The organism is Occultella gossypii, from assembly GCF_019947135.1.
Classification (GTDB): domain Bacteria; phylum Actinomycetota; class Actinomycetes; order Actinomycetales; family Beutenbergiaceae; genus Occultella; species Occultella gossypii.
This window is the reverse complement of sequence record NZ_JAGSHT010000027.1, coordinates 18132-35530: the sequence shown is the minus strand read 5'-3', so window position 1 is coordinate 35530 and position 17399 is coordinate 18132. Positions and strand designations below refer to the sequence as shown.

General features: G+C 71.8%; 14 protein-coding genes. 8 read left to right on the top strand and 6 right to left on the bottom strand.

The window, feature by feature from the left end:
• Positions 1-4: 4 nt before the first annotated feature.
• From KCQ71_RS24695 to KCQ71_RS24680, 4 genes are all read right to left on the bottom strand, one after another.
• On the bottom strand, positions 5-1642 hold the full coding sequence (locus KCQ71_RS24695) for a SulP family inorganic anion transporter (protein ID WP_223411360.1): 1638 nt from the start codon (positions 1640-1642) through the stop codon (positions 5-7).
• A gap of 92 nt (positions 1643-1734) precedes the next feature.
• Positions 1735-2013 carry a HesB/IscA family protein gene (locus KCQ71_RS24690; protein ID WP_223411359.1) on the bottom strand — a complete coding sequence of 93 codons (279 nt, stop codon included), beginning with the start codon at positions 2011-2013 and terminating at the stop codon, positions 1735-1737.
• 134 nt (positions 2014-2147) lie between these two features.
• Positions 2148-2828: a GntR family transcriptional regulator gene (locus tag KCQ71_RS24685; protein WP_223411358.1), complete on the bottom strand. Its 681-nt coding sequence runs from the start codon at positions 2826-2828 to the stop codon at positions 2148-2150.
• Between the two features lie 92 nt (positions 2829-2920).
• Positions 2921-3727: a TIM barrel protein gene (locus tag KCQ71_RS24680; RefSeq protein ID WP_223411357.1), complete on the bottom strand. Its 807-nt coding sequence runs from the start codon at positions 3725-3727 to the stop codon at positions 2921-2923.
• A gap of 90 nt (positions 3728-3817) precedes the next feature.
• Here KCQ71_RS24680 and KCQ71_RS24675 point away from each other — a divergent pair, with 90 nt between their 5' ends.
• The 7 genes from KCQ71_RS24675 (at position 3818) to KCQ71_RS24645 (ending at position 12900) form a co-directional block, all read left to right on the top strand.
• Positions 3818-5986, top strand: coding sequence for an alpha-amylase family protein (locus tag KCQ71_RS24675; RefSeq protein WP_223411356.1), 2169 nt, complete (start codon positions 3818-3820; stop codon positions 5984-5986).
• 59 nt (positions 5987-6045) lie between these two features.
• Positions 6046-6924 (top strand): 2-hydroxy-3-oxopropionate reductase, encoded by an 879-nt coding sequence (locus KCQ71_RS24670; protein WP_223411355.1) that lies wholly within the window; start codon positions 6046-6048, stop codon positions 6922-6924.
• A complete protein-coding gene (locus KCQ71_RS24665; protein ID WP_223411354.1) occupies positions 6921-8993 on the top strand; it encodes an alpha-amylase family protein in 2073 nt (690 codons plus the stop codon). Before KCQ71_RS24670 ends, KCQ71_RS24665 begins: the two co-directional genes overlap by 4 nt.
• Before the next feature lie 144 nt (positions 8994-9137).
• On the top strand, positions 9138-10451 hold the full coding sequence (locus KCQ71_RS24660; protein WP_249423502.1) for an ABC transporter substrate-binding protein: 1314 nt from the start codon (positions 9138-9140) through the stop codon (positions 10449-10451).
• Positions 10452-10479: 28 nt separating this feature from the next.
• Positions 10480-11391: a carbohydrate ABC transporter permease gene (locus tag KCQ71_RS24655; protein ID WP_223411352.1), complete on the top strand. Its 912-nt coding sequence runs from the start codon at positions 10480-10482 to the stop codon at positions 11389-11391.
• Between the two features lie 2 nt (positions 11392-11393).
• Positions 11394-12296, top strand: coding sequence for a carbohydrate ABC transporter permease (locus KCQ71_RS24650; RefSeq protein WP_223411351.1), 903 nt, complete (start codon positions 11394-11396; stop codon positions 12294-12296).
• A 262-nt stretch (positions 12297-12558) separates the two neighbouring features.
• Complete coding sequence (locus KCQ71_RS24645) at positions 12559-12900, top strand: hypothetical protein (protein WP_223411350.1); 342 nt, start codon at positions 12559-12561, stop codon at positions 12898-12900.
• 62 nt (positions 12901-12962) lie between these two features.
• Here KCQ71_RS24645 and KCQ71_RS24640 read toward each other — a convergent pair whose 3' ends face one another.
• Positions 12963-13898, bottom strand: coding sequence for a phosphotransferase family protein (locus tag KCQ71_RS24640; protein ID WP_223411349.1), 936 nt, complete (start codon positions 13896-13898; stop codon positions 12963-12965).
• Between the two features lie 200 nt (positions 13899-14098).
• Here KCQ71_RS24640 and KCQ71_RS24635 point away from each other — a divergent pair, with 200 nt between their 5' ends.
• Positions 14099-15877 (top strand): serine/threonine-protein kinase, encoded by a 1779-nt coding sequence (locus KCQ71_RS24635; RefSeq protein ID WP_223411348.1) that lies wholly within the window; start codon positions 14099-14101, stop codon positions 15875-15877.
• Positions 15878-16023: 146 nt separating this feature from the next.
• Here the strand turns inward: KCQ71_RS24635 and KCQ71_RS27815 are convergent, their stop codons facing one another.
• On the bottom strand, positions 16024-17397 hold the full coding sequence (locus tag KCQ71_RS27815) for a GNAT family N-acetyltransferase (RefSeq protein WP_223411347.1): 1374 nt from the start codon (positions 17395-17397) through the stop codon (positions 16024-16026).
• Positions 17398-17399 lie beyond the last annotated feature (2 nt).

The window sequence follows — 17399 nt, the reverse complement described above, 5'->3', positions numbered from 1 at the left end:
CGCCTCAGTCCGCCGCGGCGGCCAGTCCGTCCTCGACACTGTCGTGGACGCGGCCGGCTGCCGCGACCTGTTGGTACCAGGGCACATGCCGAGCGACCTCGACGGCGGAGCCCGGCAGCCGGGCAAGGTGCAGTTCGATGCCGTGGCCCGCCAGCTCGCGGTCGAGATCGGCGAGGGCGTCCAGCACGGTCATGGTGACCACGTCGAGGCGTTCGACGTCGAGGACGAGCGCGCGCACCGGTTCGTCCTGGGACGTGGCCAGGTGCACGAGTGCGCGCTCGTTCGCCAGGGCGTTCGCCGTGTAGAGGCCCTGACCGAGGTGGACCGCGAGAGCGCCGCCGCGCCACTCGGTCACCTCCAGCCGCGGGGTGTTGATCTCTCGGAGCACCAGCGCGAGGGTCGCGACGACGCCGACCCCGACGGCCGCCAGCAGGCCGGCCGACAGGCCGACGACGGCCACCACGAACGCGATCCAGAAGTCGGGTGGGCTGATCTGCGACCACCGCACCAGCATGGGGACGTCGATCAGCCCGACGACGGCGACCACGACCATGGCGGCCAGCGTCGCCTGTGGGAGCAGGCTCAGGACCGGGGCCAGGAACAGCGCGACGGCGACGGCGAGGGCGACCGTGACGAGGCCGGAGACCTGCGACCGGGCACCTGCGCCCCGGTTGATGGCGCTCTGGGAGAACCCGCCCGCGGCCGGCATCGCGCCGAACAGGGCACCGGCAGCGTTCGTGGCACCCGCGGCGAGCAGTTCCGCGTCGCTGTCGATCGCCGGCTCAGGCGCCCGGCGGATCCCCCGGGCCACGGCCGCGGACTCCAGGAACGCCATCACCGCGATCGCGAGCGCACCCGGCAGGAGGGCGCCGAGGTGGGTGAGCTCGGGAAGGGTCGGCCGCGGCAGCCCGGACGGGACCGGATCGATGAGCCGCAGCCCGGCGGCCTCGGCGGAGGTGACCGCGACGATGACGATGCCCGCCGCGACGACCAGGAGCGGCCCCGGGACCCGGGGCGCGAACCGCTTGAGCAGGACCAGGGCGAGGATCGACGCGAGCGAGAGCACCGCCGTCGGGCCGTTGACGTCGTTGAGCGCCCTGCCGACCGCGACCAGTGCGCGCAGGAACCCGGCACCGGAGACGTTCTCGGTCTCGCCGAGGAGCGTCGGCAGCTGGCCGACCGCGACCGTGGCCCCGACCCCGATCTTGACGCCGAGCACGGTGGCGCCGCTGATGTTCTCCACCAGGGCGCCCAGCCCGAGCAGCCGCGCGGCCAGCAGCACGGCACCGACCAGCAGGGTCAGCGTCACGAGCGAACCGAGGGCGGCATCGGGGCCGCCGGCACCGGTCGCGATACCGGCGGCGACCAGTGTGGTCGCGGTCAGCGTCGCGATCGTCGACGTCGTGGAGACGCTCATCGCCCGGCTGCCGCCGAGCAGTGCGTACACGGCCGTCGGGACGATGCAGGTGTACAGGCCGACCTGGACGGGCAGGTTCGCGACCGTCGCGTAGGCCATCGCCTGCGGCACCACGACCGCTCCGGCGGACAGGCCGGCGACGACGTCCCGGCCGAGCCAGCGCCGCCGGTACCCGGCGAGCGTAGGCAACAGCCAGGACGGCCGACCGGTGGTCGCGGAGGTCATAGCGGCGGACTCTACGCGCGGCCGCGGCGCTCAGACCTCACCCCGTTCGGGGTAGTGCTCCCGCCGGCCGGCGGCCGACGGGGGCGCGTTCGCTACCCTTGCTGGCGCAGTGTGAAGCCGGTGCCCTGCTCGGTGGTCGCCGCATCCAGTTCCTGCTCGGCGAGCAGGGCCGCGGTCTCGGTGGGCACGAAGACGCGGGCCCCGGCGTTCTCGATGACGTCGTCGCCGGCCGCGGGTTCCGGTGCCAACGCCATCTCGAGCTCGGTGCCGCTCTCGGCCATGGAGATCCGGACCCCGCCGTCGTCCGGCAGGCCTGCTTCGGTGGCGATGGTCTTGATGGCGGACTGGGCGTTCTCGGTCAGGGTGAGCATTGGGGCTCCCTCTCGTGACTTCGATGGGGGCGCTCGACGGCAGCGGAGAACCGCACGCGTGCGCCTCGGTCCGTTCCACCGTTACGCAGGCCGGCCGGCCATGCAAGTCGGGGAGTCCCCGGTCGGCCGACGGGTCAGGCCGGGGCTTCCTCGCGAGAGGCGACCACCTGGGCGAGGACCCGGTCCCGTGCCTGCTGCAGGTGGTGCGCCATCTGCTCGCGGGCCGCCGCCCGGTCGCCGTCCTCGATCGCCTTCAGGATCAGCGCGTGCTCGGCCGCCACCGTCGACGGGGCGGTGCGCCGGTGCGCCTTGAACTGCCCCATCGTCAGGTGCACCTCTCCACTGACCATCTCGTACACCCGGGACAACCTGGGGCTGTCCACGGCGTTGATGAGCGCCCAGTGGAACTCGATGTCCGCCACGACCTGATCGTCGAAGGCCTTCGCGCGGACCGCGGACTCGATCGCCGTCTGCGCCTTGCGGGCCGCCTCCGGCACGGTCCGGGCCTGCGCCAGCCGGTCCGCCGCCGTGCACTCGAACATCTCGCGGGTGAAGAACAGGTCGGTGATGTCGACCTCGTCGAGCTCGGGCACCACGGCCGTCTTGTGGGCGGACCGGCGCAGCAGACCGAGCGCGGTGAGCCGCTCCAGGCAGGCCTTCGCGGTCGGACGCGCGACCCGGTAGTCGTCGGCGATCCGCTGCTCGGTGAGCTTCTCACCGGGGGCGATGTCCCCGCTGATGATCCTGCTCCGGACCGACTCGTAGAGGGCATCGGTGAGCGAGGACGGACCCAGCTGGAACTGCCCTGCGCTCATGCGATCCCCTCGGGAGATTGTCTGACGATGAGACGAGTCTAGGGATCGGCCACCCCGCCGTCCGGAGCCACTGTAGGGGATGCCACCGCCGTTCACGGGCGAACCCACGCCAGCGAGTCCGCCGTGGACCCGGTGGGCCGGTACTCGGCGGCGACCGGCCCCGCGAAACCGGCCGCCCGCAGCGCGGCGAACACCTCGTCCCAGGCGAGGTCACCCGATCCGGGCTCGCCGCGGCCCGGGGCATCGGCGATCTGCACGTGCGCGATGTGTGCCGCGGACCGCCCGGCCGCCGCGACCACGTCGACGCCGTTCATGGCCAGGTGGAAGGTGTCGAACAGCAGACCGACGCCTGCCACGCCCGCCAACGGGCCGTCCAGCAGGGCGATCACGTCCTCGTGCGTGTGCAGCGGGTAGGCCCCGTTCAGCCCGGCGGCCAGCGGCTCGATGAGCACCAGCCCGCCCCGGTCGGCCAGGGCCGCGGCCGCGATGGTGACCGCCTCCTGCGCGGTGGCGTGCTGCGCCGTCGGGTCCTCGTCGTCCGCCAACTGGCCGTAGAGCAGATTGAACCGGTCACAGCCGGTGGCCTCGGCGATGCGCTGCACCGCGGCGATGTTCGCGATGAGCTCCGCCCGCCGGGCTGCGTTCGTGGCGATCCCCCGCTCGCCCGCGGGCATGTCCCCGGCGAAGAAGTTCAGCCCGCGCAGGCGCACCCCGGCGGCCTCGATCGCCCGCAGCAGCTCCGCCTCCTGCACGGCGGTCGGCTCGGCGCCAGGGAACGGCCACCAGGTCTCCACCGCGCCGAAACCGGCGTCGGCCGCGGCGGCGAACCGATCGAGGTAGTCATGCTCGGTCCACAGCAGGGACACGTTGGCACTGAGGTCGTAGCCGAGGTGCTGCACGTCTCACACTCCAAGACTCTGGGCAGTACATGTTGTACTTGCTTTCTTGTCAGACAATACTACGAGGACGCCGAACGAGAGGTCGCAACGATGCTGACAACGGATCACGAGCCCGGGCTCGACCCCCTCCCGCAGAACCCCACCGCCGAGCGCTCACTGGACTGGTTCCGCACCGCCACCCGGTGGACCCAGCTGACCTTCGTGGAGGACGATCCGCTGCATTTCGACCCGGAGTTCTGGATCTCGGTGATGCGCCGGTCCCACTCCAACGCGCTGTGCCTGAGCGCCGGCGGCTACATGGCGTTCTACCCGACCCAGATCCCGTTCCACTACCGCAGCAAGTACCTCGGGGACACCGACCCGTTCGGCGAGCTGGTCGACGGCGCCCGCGACCTGGGCATGCACGTGATGGCCCGGGTGGACCCACACGCGATCCACGCCGACGCCGCGCAGGCCCACCCCGAGTGGCTCGCGCGCGACGCCGACGGAAACCCGATCCCGCACTGGGCGTTCCCGGACATCTGGCTGACCGACCCGTTCAGCAGCTACCACCGCGAGTTCATCACCGACGTCGCCCGTGAGATCGTGCGCGACTACGACGTGGACGCGGTGTTCGCGAACCGCTGGGAGGGGCCCTCCGCGATCTCGTACTCCGAGGGTGCCGAACGCCAGTTCTTCGACGACACCGGCCTGCACCTGCCGCGTACGCAGGACCGCACCGACCCCGCGTGGCGCGCCTACACCACCTGGCGCAGCCGGCAGCTGTCCGAGCTCGTGGTGCTCTGGGACGACGCGGTGCGCGAGGTCCGCCCGCACGCCCGGTTCATCCCCAACCGCGGCGCGATGCTGACCCGGGACCTGGTCCGCGACCTGGTGGACGACCGGTATCCGATGTTCTTCATCGACAAGCAGGGCCGGTCCGAGAACGAGGCGCTGTGGTGGTCGGGGCGGATCGGCAAGCGCAGCCGGGGCATGTTCCCGGACCGCCCGGTCGCGCTGATCACGTCGGTCGGCCCCGAGCACGGCGAGTACCGGTGGAAGGACTCGGTGGCCGACCCGCACGAGATCGTGACCTGGATGGCCGACGGGTTCGTGCACGGCGCGCTGCCCTGGTACACGAAGTTCAACGCCAACGTGTTCGACACCCGCTGGGTGGCGCCGATCGTGGACGCGTTCACGCTGCACGAGCGCGTCGCCGGGGTGTTCTCCGGCATGGAGATCACGAGCGAGGTCGCGGTCCTGGACAACGTCCGCCTCGACCCGACGAACCCGTGGGCGAGCTACACCGCCGGCAGCGCCGACGAGGACGGCTTCTACCAGGCCCTCGTCGAGGCGCGGGTGCCGTTCGACTACATCGCGGACACCGAGCTCACCCCCGAACGGCTCGCCCCGTACCGGGTCCTGATCCTGCCGAACTGCCGGGCTCTCTCCGACGCGCACTGCGCGGTGATCCGCGCGTGGGTGGCCAGCGGCGGCAGCCTGGTGGCCGCCCACGAGTCGTCCCTGGTCACCGACGGTGCCGGCGGCGTCGACCTCGCCCTCGGCGACGTGCTCGGCGTCCGCCTCACCGAGGCCCCGCGCGGGCCGGTCAAGAACAACTACATCGCGCTCGACCCGCAGCACCCGGTCGCCGCCGGCTTCGACGGGGCCACCCGGGTGGTCGGCGGCACCCACCTCGTCGGGGTCGAGCCGATCGAGACCCCGACGGCGGCCGGTGCGTCGGGCGGTGGCCTCACCTCGGTCCCGTTCCGGTTCGTGCCGGACTACCCGGACTTGCCGATGGAGGAGGTCTATCCCCGCGGTGGGGAGGGCTCCGCCGCGGTGGTCTGCCGCGAGCAGCCCGGCGGCGGGCGCAGCGTGTACCTGGCGTTCAACGTGGGCGAGATCCTCTGGGCGGCGATGCAGCACGATCACGCTCGGCTCATCCAGAACGCCGTCGCCTGGGCGCTCGGCGGCGCACCCCGGGTGCGCATCGAGGGCCAAGGGCTCGTGGACGTGGCCGTCCGCACGGACGAGACGTCGATGGCCGTGGCCCTGGTGAACCTGAACAACCCGATGGCGATGCGCGGGCAGAACCGCGAGACGATCCCGCTGCCGCCGCAGGAGATCTCGGTGGCCCTCCCGCCCGGCGCCACCGGTGCGACCGCGCGGCTGCTCCTCGCCGACACCTCGACGCCGGCGCACGTCGCCGACGGCCGGGTCCACGTGAGCGTGCCCGCCGTCGACGTCCTCGAGGTCGCGCACCTCACCTGGACCTGACCGCACCCCGCCCGGACCTGACCTGCCCGAGCGGGCCCACCCCATCGAAGGAGACACACGTGCAGATCGGATTCATCGGACTCGGCGTCATGGGCGCCCCGATGGCGGCGAACCTGATCGCCGCCGGCCACACCGTCCACCTCCACCGCGTGAAGGAGTCCACCGAACACCTCGTCGAGGCCGGCGGGCGCCGCGCCGGCTCCGCCGCGGACGCGGCCAAGGAGGCCGAGGTCGTGATCCTCATGCTCCCGGACACCCCGGACGTCGAGGAGGTCCTGTTCGGGGCCGACGGCGTCGCCGGGTCGCTGCGCCCCGGCGCGCTCGTCATCGACATGAGCTCCATCTCGCCGGTCGCCACCCGCTCCTTCGCGGAGCGGATCACCGGTGCCGGCGGCGAGTACCTCGACGCCCCGGTGTCCGGTGGCGACGTCGGTGCCCGCGCCGGGACCCTGACCATCCTGGCCGGCGGGACCGCGGCCACGTTCGAGCGGGCCACGCCGCTACTGGAGATCCTCGGCGCCACCATCACCCACGTCGGCGACGTCGGCGCCGGCCAGACGGCGAAGGTGGCCAACCAGATCATCGTCGCCCTCACCATCCAGGCCGTCGCCGAGGGCCTGACGTTCGCGGAGGCCGCAGGGGTCGACCCGGCCGTCGTCCGGGACGCCCTGATGGGCGGCTTCGCCTCCTCGCGCATCCTCGAGGTGCACGGGCAGCGGATGGTCGATCACAGCTACGACCCGGGCTTCCGGATCCGGCTGCACCGCAAGGACCTCGGCCTCGCCCTCGGCTCGGCGCGGGCGATGGACCTGCCGCTGCCGCACACCGCCTCGGCGCACGAGTTCATGAGTGCCGCGATCGCCCAGGGCCTCGGCGACGCCGACCACTCCGCCCTGCACCGGGTGCTCGGCCACGCGGCCGGCCGGGTCACGACATGACCGCGACCGACGCCAGGTCCGCCCGGGCCGGCGACCAGGCTGCACCGGCGAGCCCGGGGGCCGAGTGGTGGCGTGCGCCGTTCCGCACGTTCCAGACGAACCTTCGTGAGATCGACGCCGATCTGGACGTAGGCGAGGTGCTGGACTTCCTCGAGGCCTTCGGCGCGAACGTCTGGCTCCTGTCGGTGGGTGGGATCGTCTCGAACTACCCGACGGCGCTCGCGAGCCAGACCTCGAACCCGGCCCTGGCCGGGCGCACCTCGGGCGACCTGGTCGGCGACGCGGTCCCGGCCGCGGCCGAGCGCGGCATCAGGGTGCTCGGCCGGATGGACTTCTCCAAGGTGGACCGGCGGCGCGCCGAGGAACACCCGGAGTGGCTGTTCGTGAACGCCCACGGCGAGAACCAGGTCTACAACGGCCTGGTCAGCGTGTGCCCGAGCGGGCCGTACTACCAGCAGCAGGTGTTCGAGGTGATCACCGAGGTGCTCACCCGCTACGACATCGCCGGCTTCTTCCTGAACTGGATGTCCTTCAACGAGGTGGACTACTCCCGCACCTACTGGGGCGTGTGCCACTGCCTGGCCTGCCGGGAGGGCTTCGCCGCGTTCGCGCCCGGGACCCCGCTGCCGCAGGAACCCTCCTCCCCCGGCTACCGAACCTGGCAGGACTACGCCCGGCTCACCCTGGACGACCTCACCGCCCGGCTCCGGGCCCACATCCGCTCACTCGCACCGAGTGCGGCGCTGATCCTCGGCGACCGCGCGGACATCGTCTTCCACGAGGCGAACAACGGGGTGGGGCGTCCGCTGTGGCACCACCTCACCGCCGAGCACGTCTCGGCGGCGAAGGCGTACCGGCCGCAAGTGCCGGTGCTGGTCAACGCCGTCGGGTTCGTGGACATGCCGTACCGGCTCGCCGGCGAGGAGCCGAACCACTTCGCCCAGTTCCTGATCCAGGCGATCGCGCACGGCGCGGTGCCGTCCACCTACGTGATGGGCCGCCCGAGCGACAGCCCGTACGCGAACCTCACGGTTGCCGGCGAACTCACCCGGTTCCACCGCGACCACGCCGACGTCTACGCCGGGCTGCGGCCCGACGCCGACGTGCTGCTGGTCCGCGGCGACCGGATCGAGCCGGACCGCGCCGAGGGCGTCCGCTCGGAGTTCGAGGGCCTGTACCTCACCCTCACCGAGTCCCACCTGCCGTTCGACGTGCTCAGCAGCACCCGGATCGCCGACCTCGGCTCCCCTGGCGACGGCGTGGGCTCGCTCACCGGGTACCGCGTCGTGGTCCTGGCGGACGTGGGCGAACTCGCGCCGGCGGCCGTGACCGCTCTGGACAGGTTCGTGGCCGTCGGCGGGTCCGTGCTCGCCACCGGTTCCTCCGCGCTGGCCGCGGGCGCCGGACAGCTTGCCGCCTCGCCGGTGCGTCGCCACCTCGCCAGCCTGACCTCGGTGGAGACGACCCGCGCGGCGTATGTGCGCCTCGACGGCACCACGCCGTCCGGGCACCCGTGGGGCCGGCCCGCGCCGGTCATCGGCGCCCTGCACATCATCGAGCCACATCCGGACGCCTCGGTCGCCCTGCCGACCCTCGGCCGGGCGCCGTACGGCCCACCGGAGAAGTGCTACGGCCACACCGAGGCCGATCATCCCGGCTACGCCGAACGGACCCTCGACGGCGGCACGGTGGCCCACCTGCCGTGGACCGTCGGGCGCGTCTACCGGGAGCAGGGACTGCGCGCCGTGCGCGACGAAATCGCGACGAGGATCCGCACCCTCGGCGCCCGCCCGATCGGTACCGGGATCCCCGAGCAGCTCGAGGTGGTCCGCGGCCGTTCGGACGCGGGCACGGTCGTGCATCTGCTCAACCGCAGCGGTGACGCCGTCCAGCGGTTCCTCGATCCGGTGCCGATCGCGCCGGTCGAGCTGAGGCTGCCCTGGACCGGCCCAACGCCACGGGCCCGGGCGCTGGTGGCGGGAGTGGAGGTCCCGGTGTCCGCCACGGAGGACGGGATCCGGGTCACGACCCCGACCATCGGTGGGTTCGAGGTGCTCGTCCTCGACTAGAACTCCTCCAGGAGGGTGATTGTCAAACAAGTTTGCATGATTCATTGACGGTCAAGTGTGCCGAAACTAGCATCAGTTCAACCGACGGTCCCGACGACGGGGCCGCCGTACTTCACCGATGAGGGAGACGCAACGATGCGTGAGATGAGCCGTAGGAACATGCTGAAGTTCGCCGCCGTCGCGGGGATGGCGGGCACGGCCGCCGCCTGCTCGGGCGTCGGTGGCGGCAGTGGTGGCGGAGGTGGCGGCGGAACGGATGCCGGCGGCTCCGCCACGCTGCGCTACGCCTGGTGGGGCAACAACGTGCGCCAGGAGAACTACACGAACGCCCTGAACGCCTTCATGGAGGACCACCCCGAGATCACGATCGAGACGGAGTTCGCCGAGTACACCGCGTTCCAGGAGCGGATGACCACCCAGATGGCGGCGCGCAACGTCCCGGACCTGTTCTGGGTGCCGTCGGCGCAGGTGATGACCTATTACGCCAACGGGCTGTTCCACGACCTGGACGGCGTCGGCACCCTCGACCTCAGCGACTACAGCGACGCGGACATCGACGGGCTGCGCCTCGACGGCGTGCACAACACGATGGCCCTCGGGATCTTCGTGCCGGTGGTCCGGTACAACGCCACGATGGCGGAGGAGGACGGCGTGACGCTGCCGGAGGGTGAGGACTGGAGCTGGGACGGCTTCACCGAGTTCGCGATCGACTACGCCGCGAACAACCCGAACGGACGCTGGGCCGTCAACTACGGCCCGGACCACGACCTCACCCTGGAGGCCTGGCTGCGTCAGCGCGGCGAGCAGTTGTGGACCGAGGACGGTCAGATCGGGTTCACCGCGGACGGCATCGCGAGCTGGCTCGACTTCTGGGAGAACCTGCGCCTGGCCGGTGCCGCGCCCTCCCTCTCGGAGCAGGACGGCGTGGGCGCGGACTGGTCGCTGATCGGCGAGCGGGTGCTGAGCTACTTCGGCAACTCCAACCACATCATCGACGACGCCCAGTTCTTCCCCGAGGCCACCTTCCTGCTCCGGAACATGCCCGTGGCCGCGGACGCGACCGCCGGGCATCCGTACCTCTACACCCCGCGGCTGGCGATCTACGGCGACATCGACGAGGCCAACCTCGAGGCAGCGGGCACGCTCCTGAACTACAGCGCGAACAACAGCGACATGCTCCGGATCACTGGCCTGACCATGGGCGCGCCGGTGAACCCGCGGGTCGCGGAGGAAGTCACCGAGTTCGCCTCGCCGGACGAGCAGCAGATGCTCGACGCCGTCTCCCATGACCGGGCGCTGGAGCGCAACCCACGCTACGAGGCCCCGGCCGGCTCGAGCACGTGGCGCACCATCCTCACTCGGGTCTCCGAGCAGGTCGCCCTCGAGCAGTCGACCACGGTCGACGCCGCGACGGCCATGATCGCCGAGCTCCAGGCCGCTATCGAGCGCGCGGCCTGACAGGCGACCTGGGACTCGGAGCTCATCCATGGCCACCGCAACGACGCCGAGCCGGCGCAAGAGTCGTCTGAACCGGCAGGGGCGGGCAGCGCACGTCTTCATGCTGCCCTGGCTGGTGGGGCTGGTCGGCATCACCGCCGTGCCGACCCTCGCCTCCCTCTACCTCGCGTTCACCGACTACAACGTCCTGTCCACCCCGGAGTTCATCGGGCTCGCGAACTTCGAGCGGATGTTCGCCGACGAGCGGTTCTGGCAGTCGGTGCGGGTCACGCTCACCTACGTGCTGGTCTCGGTGCCGCTCCAGCTCGCCTTCGCACTGCTGCTCGCGCTGATCCTGGACCGGGGCATGCGCGGGCTGACGTTCTACCGGAGCGCGTTCTACCTGCCCTCGCTGCTGGGTTCGAGCGTCGCCGTGGCGGTGCTCTGGCGTGAACTGTTCGGCCACTCGGGGCTCGTCAACTCCGCGCTCGCGCTGGTGGGGATCGAGGGGTCGAGCTGGCTGCAGAACCCGCAGACGGCGCTGGGCACCCTCGTGGTCCTGAACGTGTGGACGTTCGGCTCGCCGATGGTGATCTTCCTGGCCGGACTGCGCCAGATCCCGGAGGAGCTCTATGAGTCCGCGCGGGTGGACGGCGCCTCGGTGCTGCGCCAGTTCGGCTCGATCACGGTGCCGCTGCTGACCCCGATCATCTTCTTCAACCTGATCCTGCAGACGATCGGGGCGTTCCAGGCGTTCACGCAGGCGCACGTGGTCAGCGGCGGCTCCGGCGGCCCGGTGGACTCCACTCTCTTCTACACGCTCTACATCTACCAGCAGGGCTTCACGGCATTCGACATGGGCTACGCCTCCGCACTGGCCTGGGTCCTGCTGGTCTTCATCGGTGTCATGACCGCGGGCCACTTCCTGCTGTCCAAGTACTGGGTGTTCTACGGAGACTGATGATGACCACACAAACCGTCACGCCCACCGCTCCGCCCACCGGCGCCGCGGCCGCCTCGACCACCCGGCGCCGGCCCCGCCGGCGTGGGCGGTCCGTCGCCAGGCACGCGGGCCTCGGAGTGTTCGTCGCGTTCATGCTCTATCCGCTGGTCTGGATGGTCACGAGCGCGTTCACACCGGAGAGCGAGATCCTCACCGGCCCGCTCATCCCGGAGGAGTTCACGCTCGAGAACTTCATCAACGGGTGGAACTCGCTGACCCGCCCGTTCTGGGTGTTCTACGGCAACTCGTTCGTGGTCACGATCAGCTCCATCGTGGGCAACCTGTTCTCCTGCTCGCTGACCGCGTACGCCCTCGCCCGGCTCACCTTCAAGGCCCGCAACGTGTACTTCGGGATCGTGCTGGTCTCGGTGATGCTGCCGATGCACGTCCTGGTGATCCCGCAGTACATCATCTTCTCCCAGTTCGACCTGGTGAACACGTTCGTGCCGCTGGTGCTGCCGAAGTTCCTGGCCACGGACGCGTTCTTCATCTTCCTGATGGTCCAGTTCATCCGGGGCATCCCGCGCGAGCTCGACCAGGCCGCCGCGATCGACGGCGCCGGGCCGTTCCGCACGTTCTGGTACGTCATCTTCCCGTTGATGCGCCCGGCCCTGGTGACCACCACGATCTTCACGTTCATCTGGACCTGGAACGACTTCTTCACCCCGTTGATCTACCTGACCGATCAGTCCGTGTTCACCGTGCCGGTGGCGCTGAGCTCGATGGTCGACGCCGAGTCCAACAGCGGGATCGGCATGCTGCTCGCGATGTCCGTGCTCTCCCTGATCCCGATCATGCTGTTCTTCGCGTTCGCGCAGAAGTACCTCATCCGGGGCATCACGACCACGGGGCTGAAGGGGTAGGCATCGCGGATCCGGGTTCGCCGGTGCCTGCAGTCGGGGAATGCCCGGACCCCGGCTATGGTTACACCACAGACCGGCGAGACGCGCACCATTGATGGCTGCGCCGCCGGCACCCCTCCAACGCGGCGGATACGCCCGGGCAGCACGCGCGACATTCCACGCGCGAGAACCCCGGAGCCGTGCGCCGCGCGAGACATCGGACGCGGCCGACCGCCGTCGCCGGTTGGGTGCCGCCGCCGGACACCGAACCTAGGAGACACCCATGACCACCATGCTCGAAACAACCACCCACACCACCGATCCCACCGTCGCCGCCGTCAGGGACGCCGTCGACGCCCTCGCCGAGGCGACCACCTTGCCGCGGCGACCCGTGCCCGTCGCGTTCCTCGACGACGGCCGCCGCGTGTTCCTCGTGACCGACTCGGTCCGAGGGCAGCGCCTGCGCTCGTGGGGGCTCGAGATCCGCACCGATGACGACCTCATCGGCGCCGACCAGTCCGTGCATCTCGCGGTGCGCTCGACGCAGACCCCGACGGCGGACGCGGCCGAGGCCGCCGCGCGTTACCTCCTCGCGGCGACGGTTCCGGCCCAGCGCCCGGTCTGAGGACCTCGTACCGCCCACCGCCCCGCAACGGCGTCCGCCGGGTCGGTCCGCAGTCCAGCGGATCACCCGGCGGAGCGCAGCACCTCGGAGATCAGTTCCTCGACACGACCACGCATGCCGGCCAGGTCGACCGGGATGCGACCGCCGACCTGGAGCGGGATGAACTCCGTCCACGCCGGCGAGAAGTCGAGCAGTTCGGACATCAGCCAGCCCGGATCGACGCGAGTCCCGGTGATCGTTTCGTAGCGCTCCACGAACCGCCCGGCCCGATCCGGCCCGTACAGCACGGCGAGGTTGAGGGCACAGTGGCCGACGTCCCGACCCGCGTCGGCCACCCCACTCATCGTCCAGTCGACGACCCCGCTGAGCCGTCCCTGCGTCCAGAGCAGGTTGAAGTGCTGGTAGTCGCCGTGGCCGAACACCTCCCGCACGGGAGCGGTCGCGCCGCGTGCGAGGGAGAGGGCCTCGTCGCCGTACGGCAGGTCGGCCAGCCAGGCTCGTCGATCCCGGTCGTCCAGGTCGACCCACCTCGGGCTCGGCTGCTGCCGCGGATCGCGTGGCTGATCATGGATCAGCGCCAGCCGGGCGGCCACCTCGCCGGTCCACCCCGCGATGTCGGTAGGACGTAGCTGACCAGCACCGGGCAGGTGGGTCATCAGGTTGGCGGGGCGACCGGTCCACTCCCCAGCCGGGTCCGTGGCGATCAGCTCGGGGGTTCCGACTCCGCGGCCGCTGAGCAGGCTCAGCGCGGTCGCTTCCCGACGCGCGGAGTCGCGCTGCCAGTCACCGTCGCTCGGCCAGCGCCTCAGGACCACGGCGCCAACGTCGGCGCCGGTGAGCTCAAGGCGGAACATCGCCTCCGACAGGCCTCCGGTCAACGGGATGGTGGCGACGATCCGGACCTCGCGGCCAAGGGCGTCCCGGACCCAGGTCAGAACTCGTTCGTCGTCGGAACTCGTCACGGCTCGGCTCGACGGCCGGGACGGGGGACGCGTCATCGGGCCACGGTAACAAGGCCTTCGCTCCGGCTTGCCGCGCGACGACGAGTGCTCGACGACGTCGACGCCGGGCGCCGCGAGCCCCGAGCTGCCGCTGCGGAACCTTCCACCGCCGGGACCGCCGCGAACCCGCCGGGCACCGCCTATCCTCGGAACCACGTGCGCCGGGCCGACGGCGCCGGTCCGGGGAGGGGGTTCGCGTGTCCGACGACGACTGGGCGCCCGCGGCCCCGCGCCCGCTGGCGGAGGCGGTCGGCGCGATGTCCGGCCGGAACCCCGGACCTGCGGGGCCGAACGAGCCCACCCGCACTGCTGGGGGCCCGGTCGACCGGCGCCCGGCGACGCCGTCCTCGGTGTCGGTGGCCGGCTACTCCCACCTGGTCGAGGTCGCGACCGGCGGCGACAGCGTCGTGTACCGGGCGCGCCAGGACAGCCTCGACCGGGACGTCGCGATCAAGGTCATCAAGGCGGAGCCATCGGCGGCCGCCCGGTTCGAGCGCGAGCTCGCCATCACCGTGTCCCTCGGTCGCCAGCACCCGCACATCGTCAACGTGCTGGACACCACCACGACCTCCGACGGCGACCCCTGCCTGATCATGGACTTCCACGATCTCGGGTCGCTGCACGACCGGGTCCGTGCGCACGGTGCCCTGCCGGTCTCCGAGGTGGTGGCCGCCGGCACGGCCGTCGCCGACGCCCTCGCGTTCGCGCACGCGCGCGGGGTGCTGCACCGGGACGTGAAGCCGCAGAACATCCTGCTGCTGCCGACGTCCTACGTGCTCAGCGACTTCGGCATCGCGCGGATGGCGGACGCCGGGCACACGGCCTCCGTGGAGCGGTTCAGCTACCGGCACGCCTCCCCCCAGGTGCTCGACGGTCTGCCCCCGACCGAGGCCGACGACGTCTGGTCGCTCGGCTCCACCCTGTTCACGCTCCTCGACGGACGGGCCCCGTTCGCCGCGCTCGACCCCCACGACGACACGGCGCTGTCCTACCTGCGCCGGGTCCGCACCGGCGCGCGCCGGCCGCTGGACCGCGGCGACCTCCCCGCCGGGCTGCGCGACCTGATCGAGGCAGGCCTGCACGCGGACCCCGAACGTCGACCCGCTGCGGCGGAGGCGCTGGACCGGCTGCGCTCGATCAGGACCGAGGACCGGTCCTGGGACCCGGAGTCGGCCGGGGCGGCGGCCGTGCCTGCCACGACTGCCGAACCGTCCGCGGCCACGTCCTCGGCCGAACCCCAGGGCGCAGCGCTCCCGCGGGCTCCCGACGCCACCTTCCCGACGGCACCGCCGTCGGCGGCCTCCAGCCGGACTCCACCGGTCGCGCAGCCGCCGGCCGCGTCGGATCCCGCGGCGCAGCCCTCACCGTTGGCGCCGTCCGTGCTCGCGCACGTCGGGCACCAGCCGGCACCCGCGACGGTCGACGACGACGCCACCGGCATGGCCCCGGAACCTGAGCCGGAGCCGTCTGACGCCGGCCCGTCCAAGTCCCGTGAGGGTTCCGGCACCACCTGGCGCCGGATCGTCGCGTTCGTCGGCGGCGCGCTGCTTGTCGGCGCCGCCTTCGGGATCGGGTCGGCGCTGCTCGGTGGCGAGGAGGAGCCGGACCCGACGCCCACGGAGTCCGACGTGGTGGTGCCGGTGGATCCGACCGACGTCCAGACGGGTGACGCCCCGCCGCAACCCACCGTCGGCAACCCCGATCTCGCGCCGGTCAACCCCGTGCTCACCCCGCAGGGCACATCGGTACTGCTCACGTGGGCTCCCCCCGCGACCGAGGTCGACTACCTCCTCGTCGTGAGCGTCCAGGCGGATGGCTCCCCGGCCGCCGTGCTCCGCCAACTCACACCCGACGCGGACGAGTTCGTCGTCGAGGGCCTCGACCCGGACGCCACCGGCGACTGCTACGCCGTCGTCGGCTACGCCATCACCGAGACCGGCCTGGAAGCAGGCTCTACCGACGCCCTCTGCCGCTGACGGCACCCGTTGGTCGCGTCATCCCGCTGAGATCGCACCGGTCACGCTGAGATCGCACCGTTCGACAGTGCGGTTTCAGAGCGACAGGTACTAAGTCAGCGGCGCGGCGCCGCAGCCGCGCGGAGCCTGGACGGCTCAGGGCCGGCTCAGTACCAGATGCTGAGGGCCGGCGGCTGGGCCGGGCGAAGCGCCGCATCGAGGGCGGCGACGGCCGCGGGCTCACCCGCGATCCGGCCGGCCGCGAGCAGGCCGGTCAGGGGCGTGCCACCGAGGTAGGCCGCGGACAACTCGGCGATGCCGAGACGCACGTCGGCCGTACCGGTCGCAGTCGACTCCGCCGACGGCCCCGAAGCCCCCGCCTCTGTCGACGTAGCCGAAGCACCCGCCTCGGCCGTCACGCGCGACACTTCGGCCCCGTCGTCGAGCGCGGTCCGCACCCGCCAGGTCCCGCTGGTCAGCCCGAGCGGATCGGTGACCTCGAGCGTCACGTCCGCGGTCGCCGAGTACGTCCGCGCCCGGAGCGCCTGCGGAAGGTCCAGGATCCGCAGCCAGCCGTGGTCCCGGATCGTCTGGACCGCGCCGCGCTCGTCCCGGACCAGCCAGCGCACCGGGTCGTCGACGGGTCGCAGCGACGCCGTGACCTCAGCGACGAGAGCATGCTGCAGGGCGTACCCCCACAGCGCGGCGGCCGCGTCCGGGGTCTCGGTGACGAGGACGCCGACGTCCAGCCGGGACCGGGTGAACTCGCGCTCGTTCCCGATCACGCGGTAGGAAAGGACGCCGCGGACCTCGCCGTCTGAGTCCACGTAGCGCACGCCGCGGACGTGGTCGCCGTCCTTCACCGACGTCGACAGGCCCGCGGCCTGGCGCCACCGCCGGGGCCACGCCGCGATCTCCCCGCCCCGGCGCGTGCGCACCCGTTCGTGCACCTGCCCGAGGTCGCTCGCGAGCTGTTCCCGGGAGATGAACTCGACGCGGCCGTCGACGTCCGGCCCGGCCCACCCGGCGCGGCGGGTGTCGATCGTCCAGGTACTCATCGGCACGGCCGCACCGAAGCCGTACCGCCCGTACAGCGTGGTCTCGGTCACCGTGAGGCCGGCGATGGCGAGCCCGGCGTCGGCAGCCGCGCGGACCTCGCCCTCGAGCATCGCCCGCGCGATCCCGCGTCCCCGGTGCGTGCCGGCGACTGTGACACCGCTGATGGCCCACATGTCGAGCTCGCCGCCGGGCACACTCAGCGGCGTGACCCAGGAGTCGATCGTCGCGACCGGCACCTGCGGCTGCGCGATGCCGGCGTCGAAGATGCCGAGGTAGCGCCGGCCATCCTCCGGCTCGGACTCCTCGGCGACGGCTGCGCCGGTGATCTCGGGTCCGAGGAACCCGCGCGTGACGGCCTGCATCGCGCTCAGGAACGCGTCGCGATCGGCGGTGTCGACAGTGCGGTAGTCGAGACCCCTCGCGCCGAGGCGCTCCTTCGAGGTCGGGTCGGCCGGGACGCTGAGAGCGCTGAGTCGGGTCACCC

Excerpts from the sequence above, each read along its gene's own strand:
- KCQ71_RS24690 (WP_223411359.1), bottom strand. The coding sequence starts at position 2,013 with ATGCTCACCCTGACCGAGAACGCCCAGTCCGCCATCAAGACCATCGCC.
- KCQ71_RS24645 (WP_223411350.1), top strand. The coding sequence starts at position 12,559 with ATGACCACCATGCTCGAAACAACCACCCACACCACCGATCCCACCGTC.
- KCQ71_RS24695 (WP_223411360.1), bottom strand. The coding sequence starts at position 1,642 with ATGACCTCCGCGACCACCGGTCGGCCGTCCTGGCTGTTGCCTACGCTC.
- KCQ71_RS24675 (WP_223411356.1), top strand. The coding sequence starts at position 3,818 with ATGCTGACAACGGATCACGAGCCCGGGCTCGACCCCCTCCCGCAGAAC.
- KCQ71_RS24655 (WP_223411352.1), top strand. The coding sequence starts at position 10,480 with ATGGCCACCGCAACGACGCCGAGCCGGCGCAAGAGTCGTCTGAACCGG.
- KCQ71_RS24665 (WP_223411354.1), top strand. The coding sequence starts at position 6,921 with ATGACCGCGACCGACGCCAGGTCCGCCCGGGCCGGCGACCAGGCTGCA.
- KCQ71_RS24650 (WP_223411351.1), top strand. The coding sequence starts at position 11,394 with ATGACCACACAAACCGTCACGCCCACCGCTCCGCCCACCGGCGCCGCG.
- KCQ71_RS24660 (WP_249423502.1), top strand. The coding sequence starts at position 9,138 with ATGAGCCGTAGGAACATGCTGAAGTTCGCCGCCGTCGCGGGGATGGCG.
- KCQ71_RS24685 (WP_223411358.1), bottom strand. The coding sequence starts at position 2,828 with ATGAGCGCAGGGCAGTTCCAGCTGGGTCCGTCCTCGCTCACCGATGCC.
- KCQ71_RS24640 (WP_223411349.1), bottom strand. The coding sequence starts at position 13,898 with ATGACGCGTCCCCCGTCCCGGCCGTCGAGCCGAGCCGTGACGAGTTCC.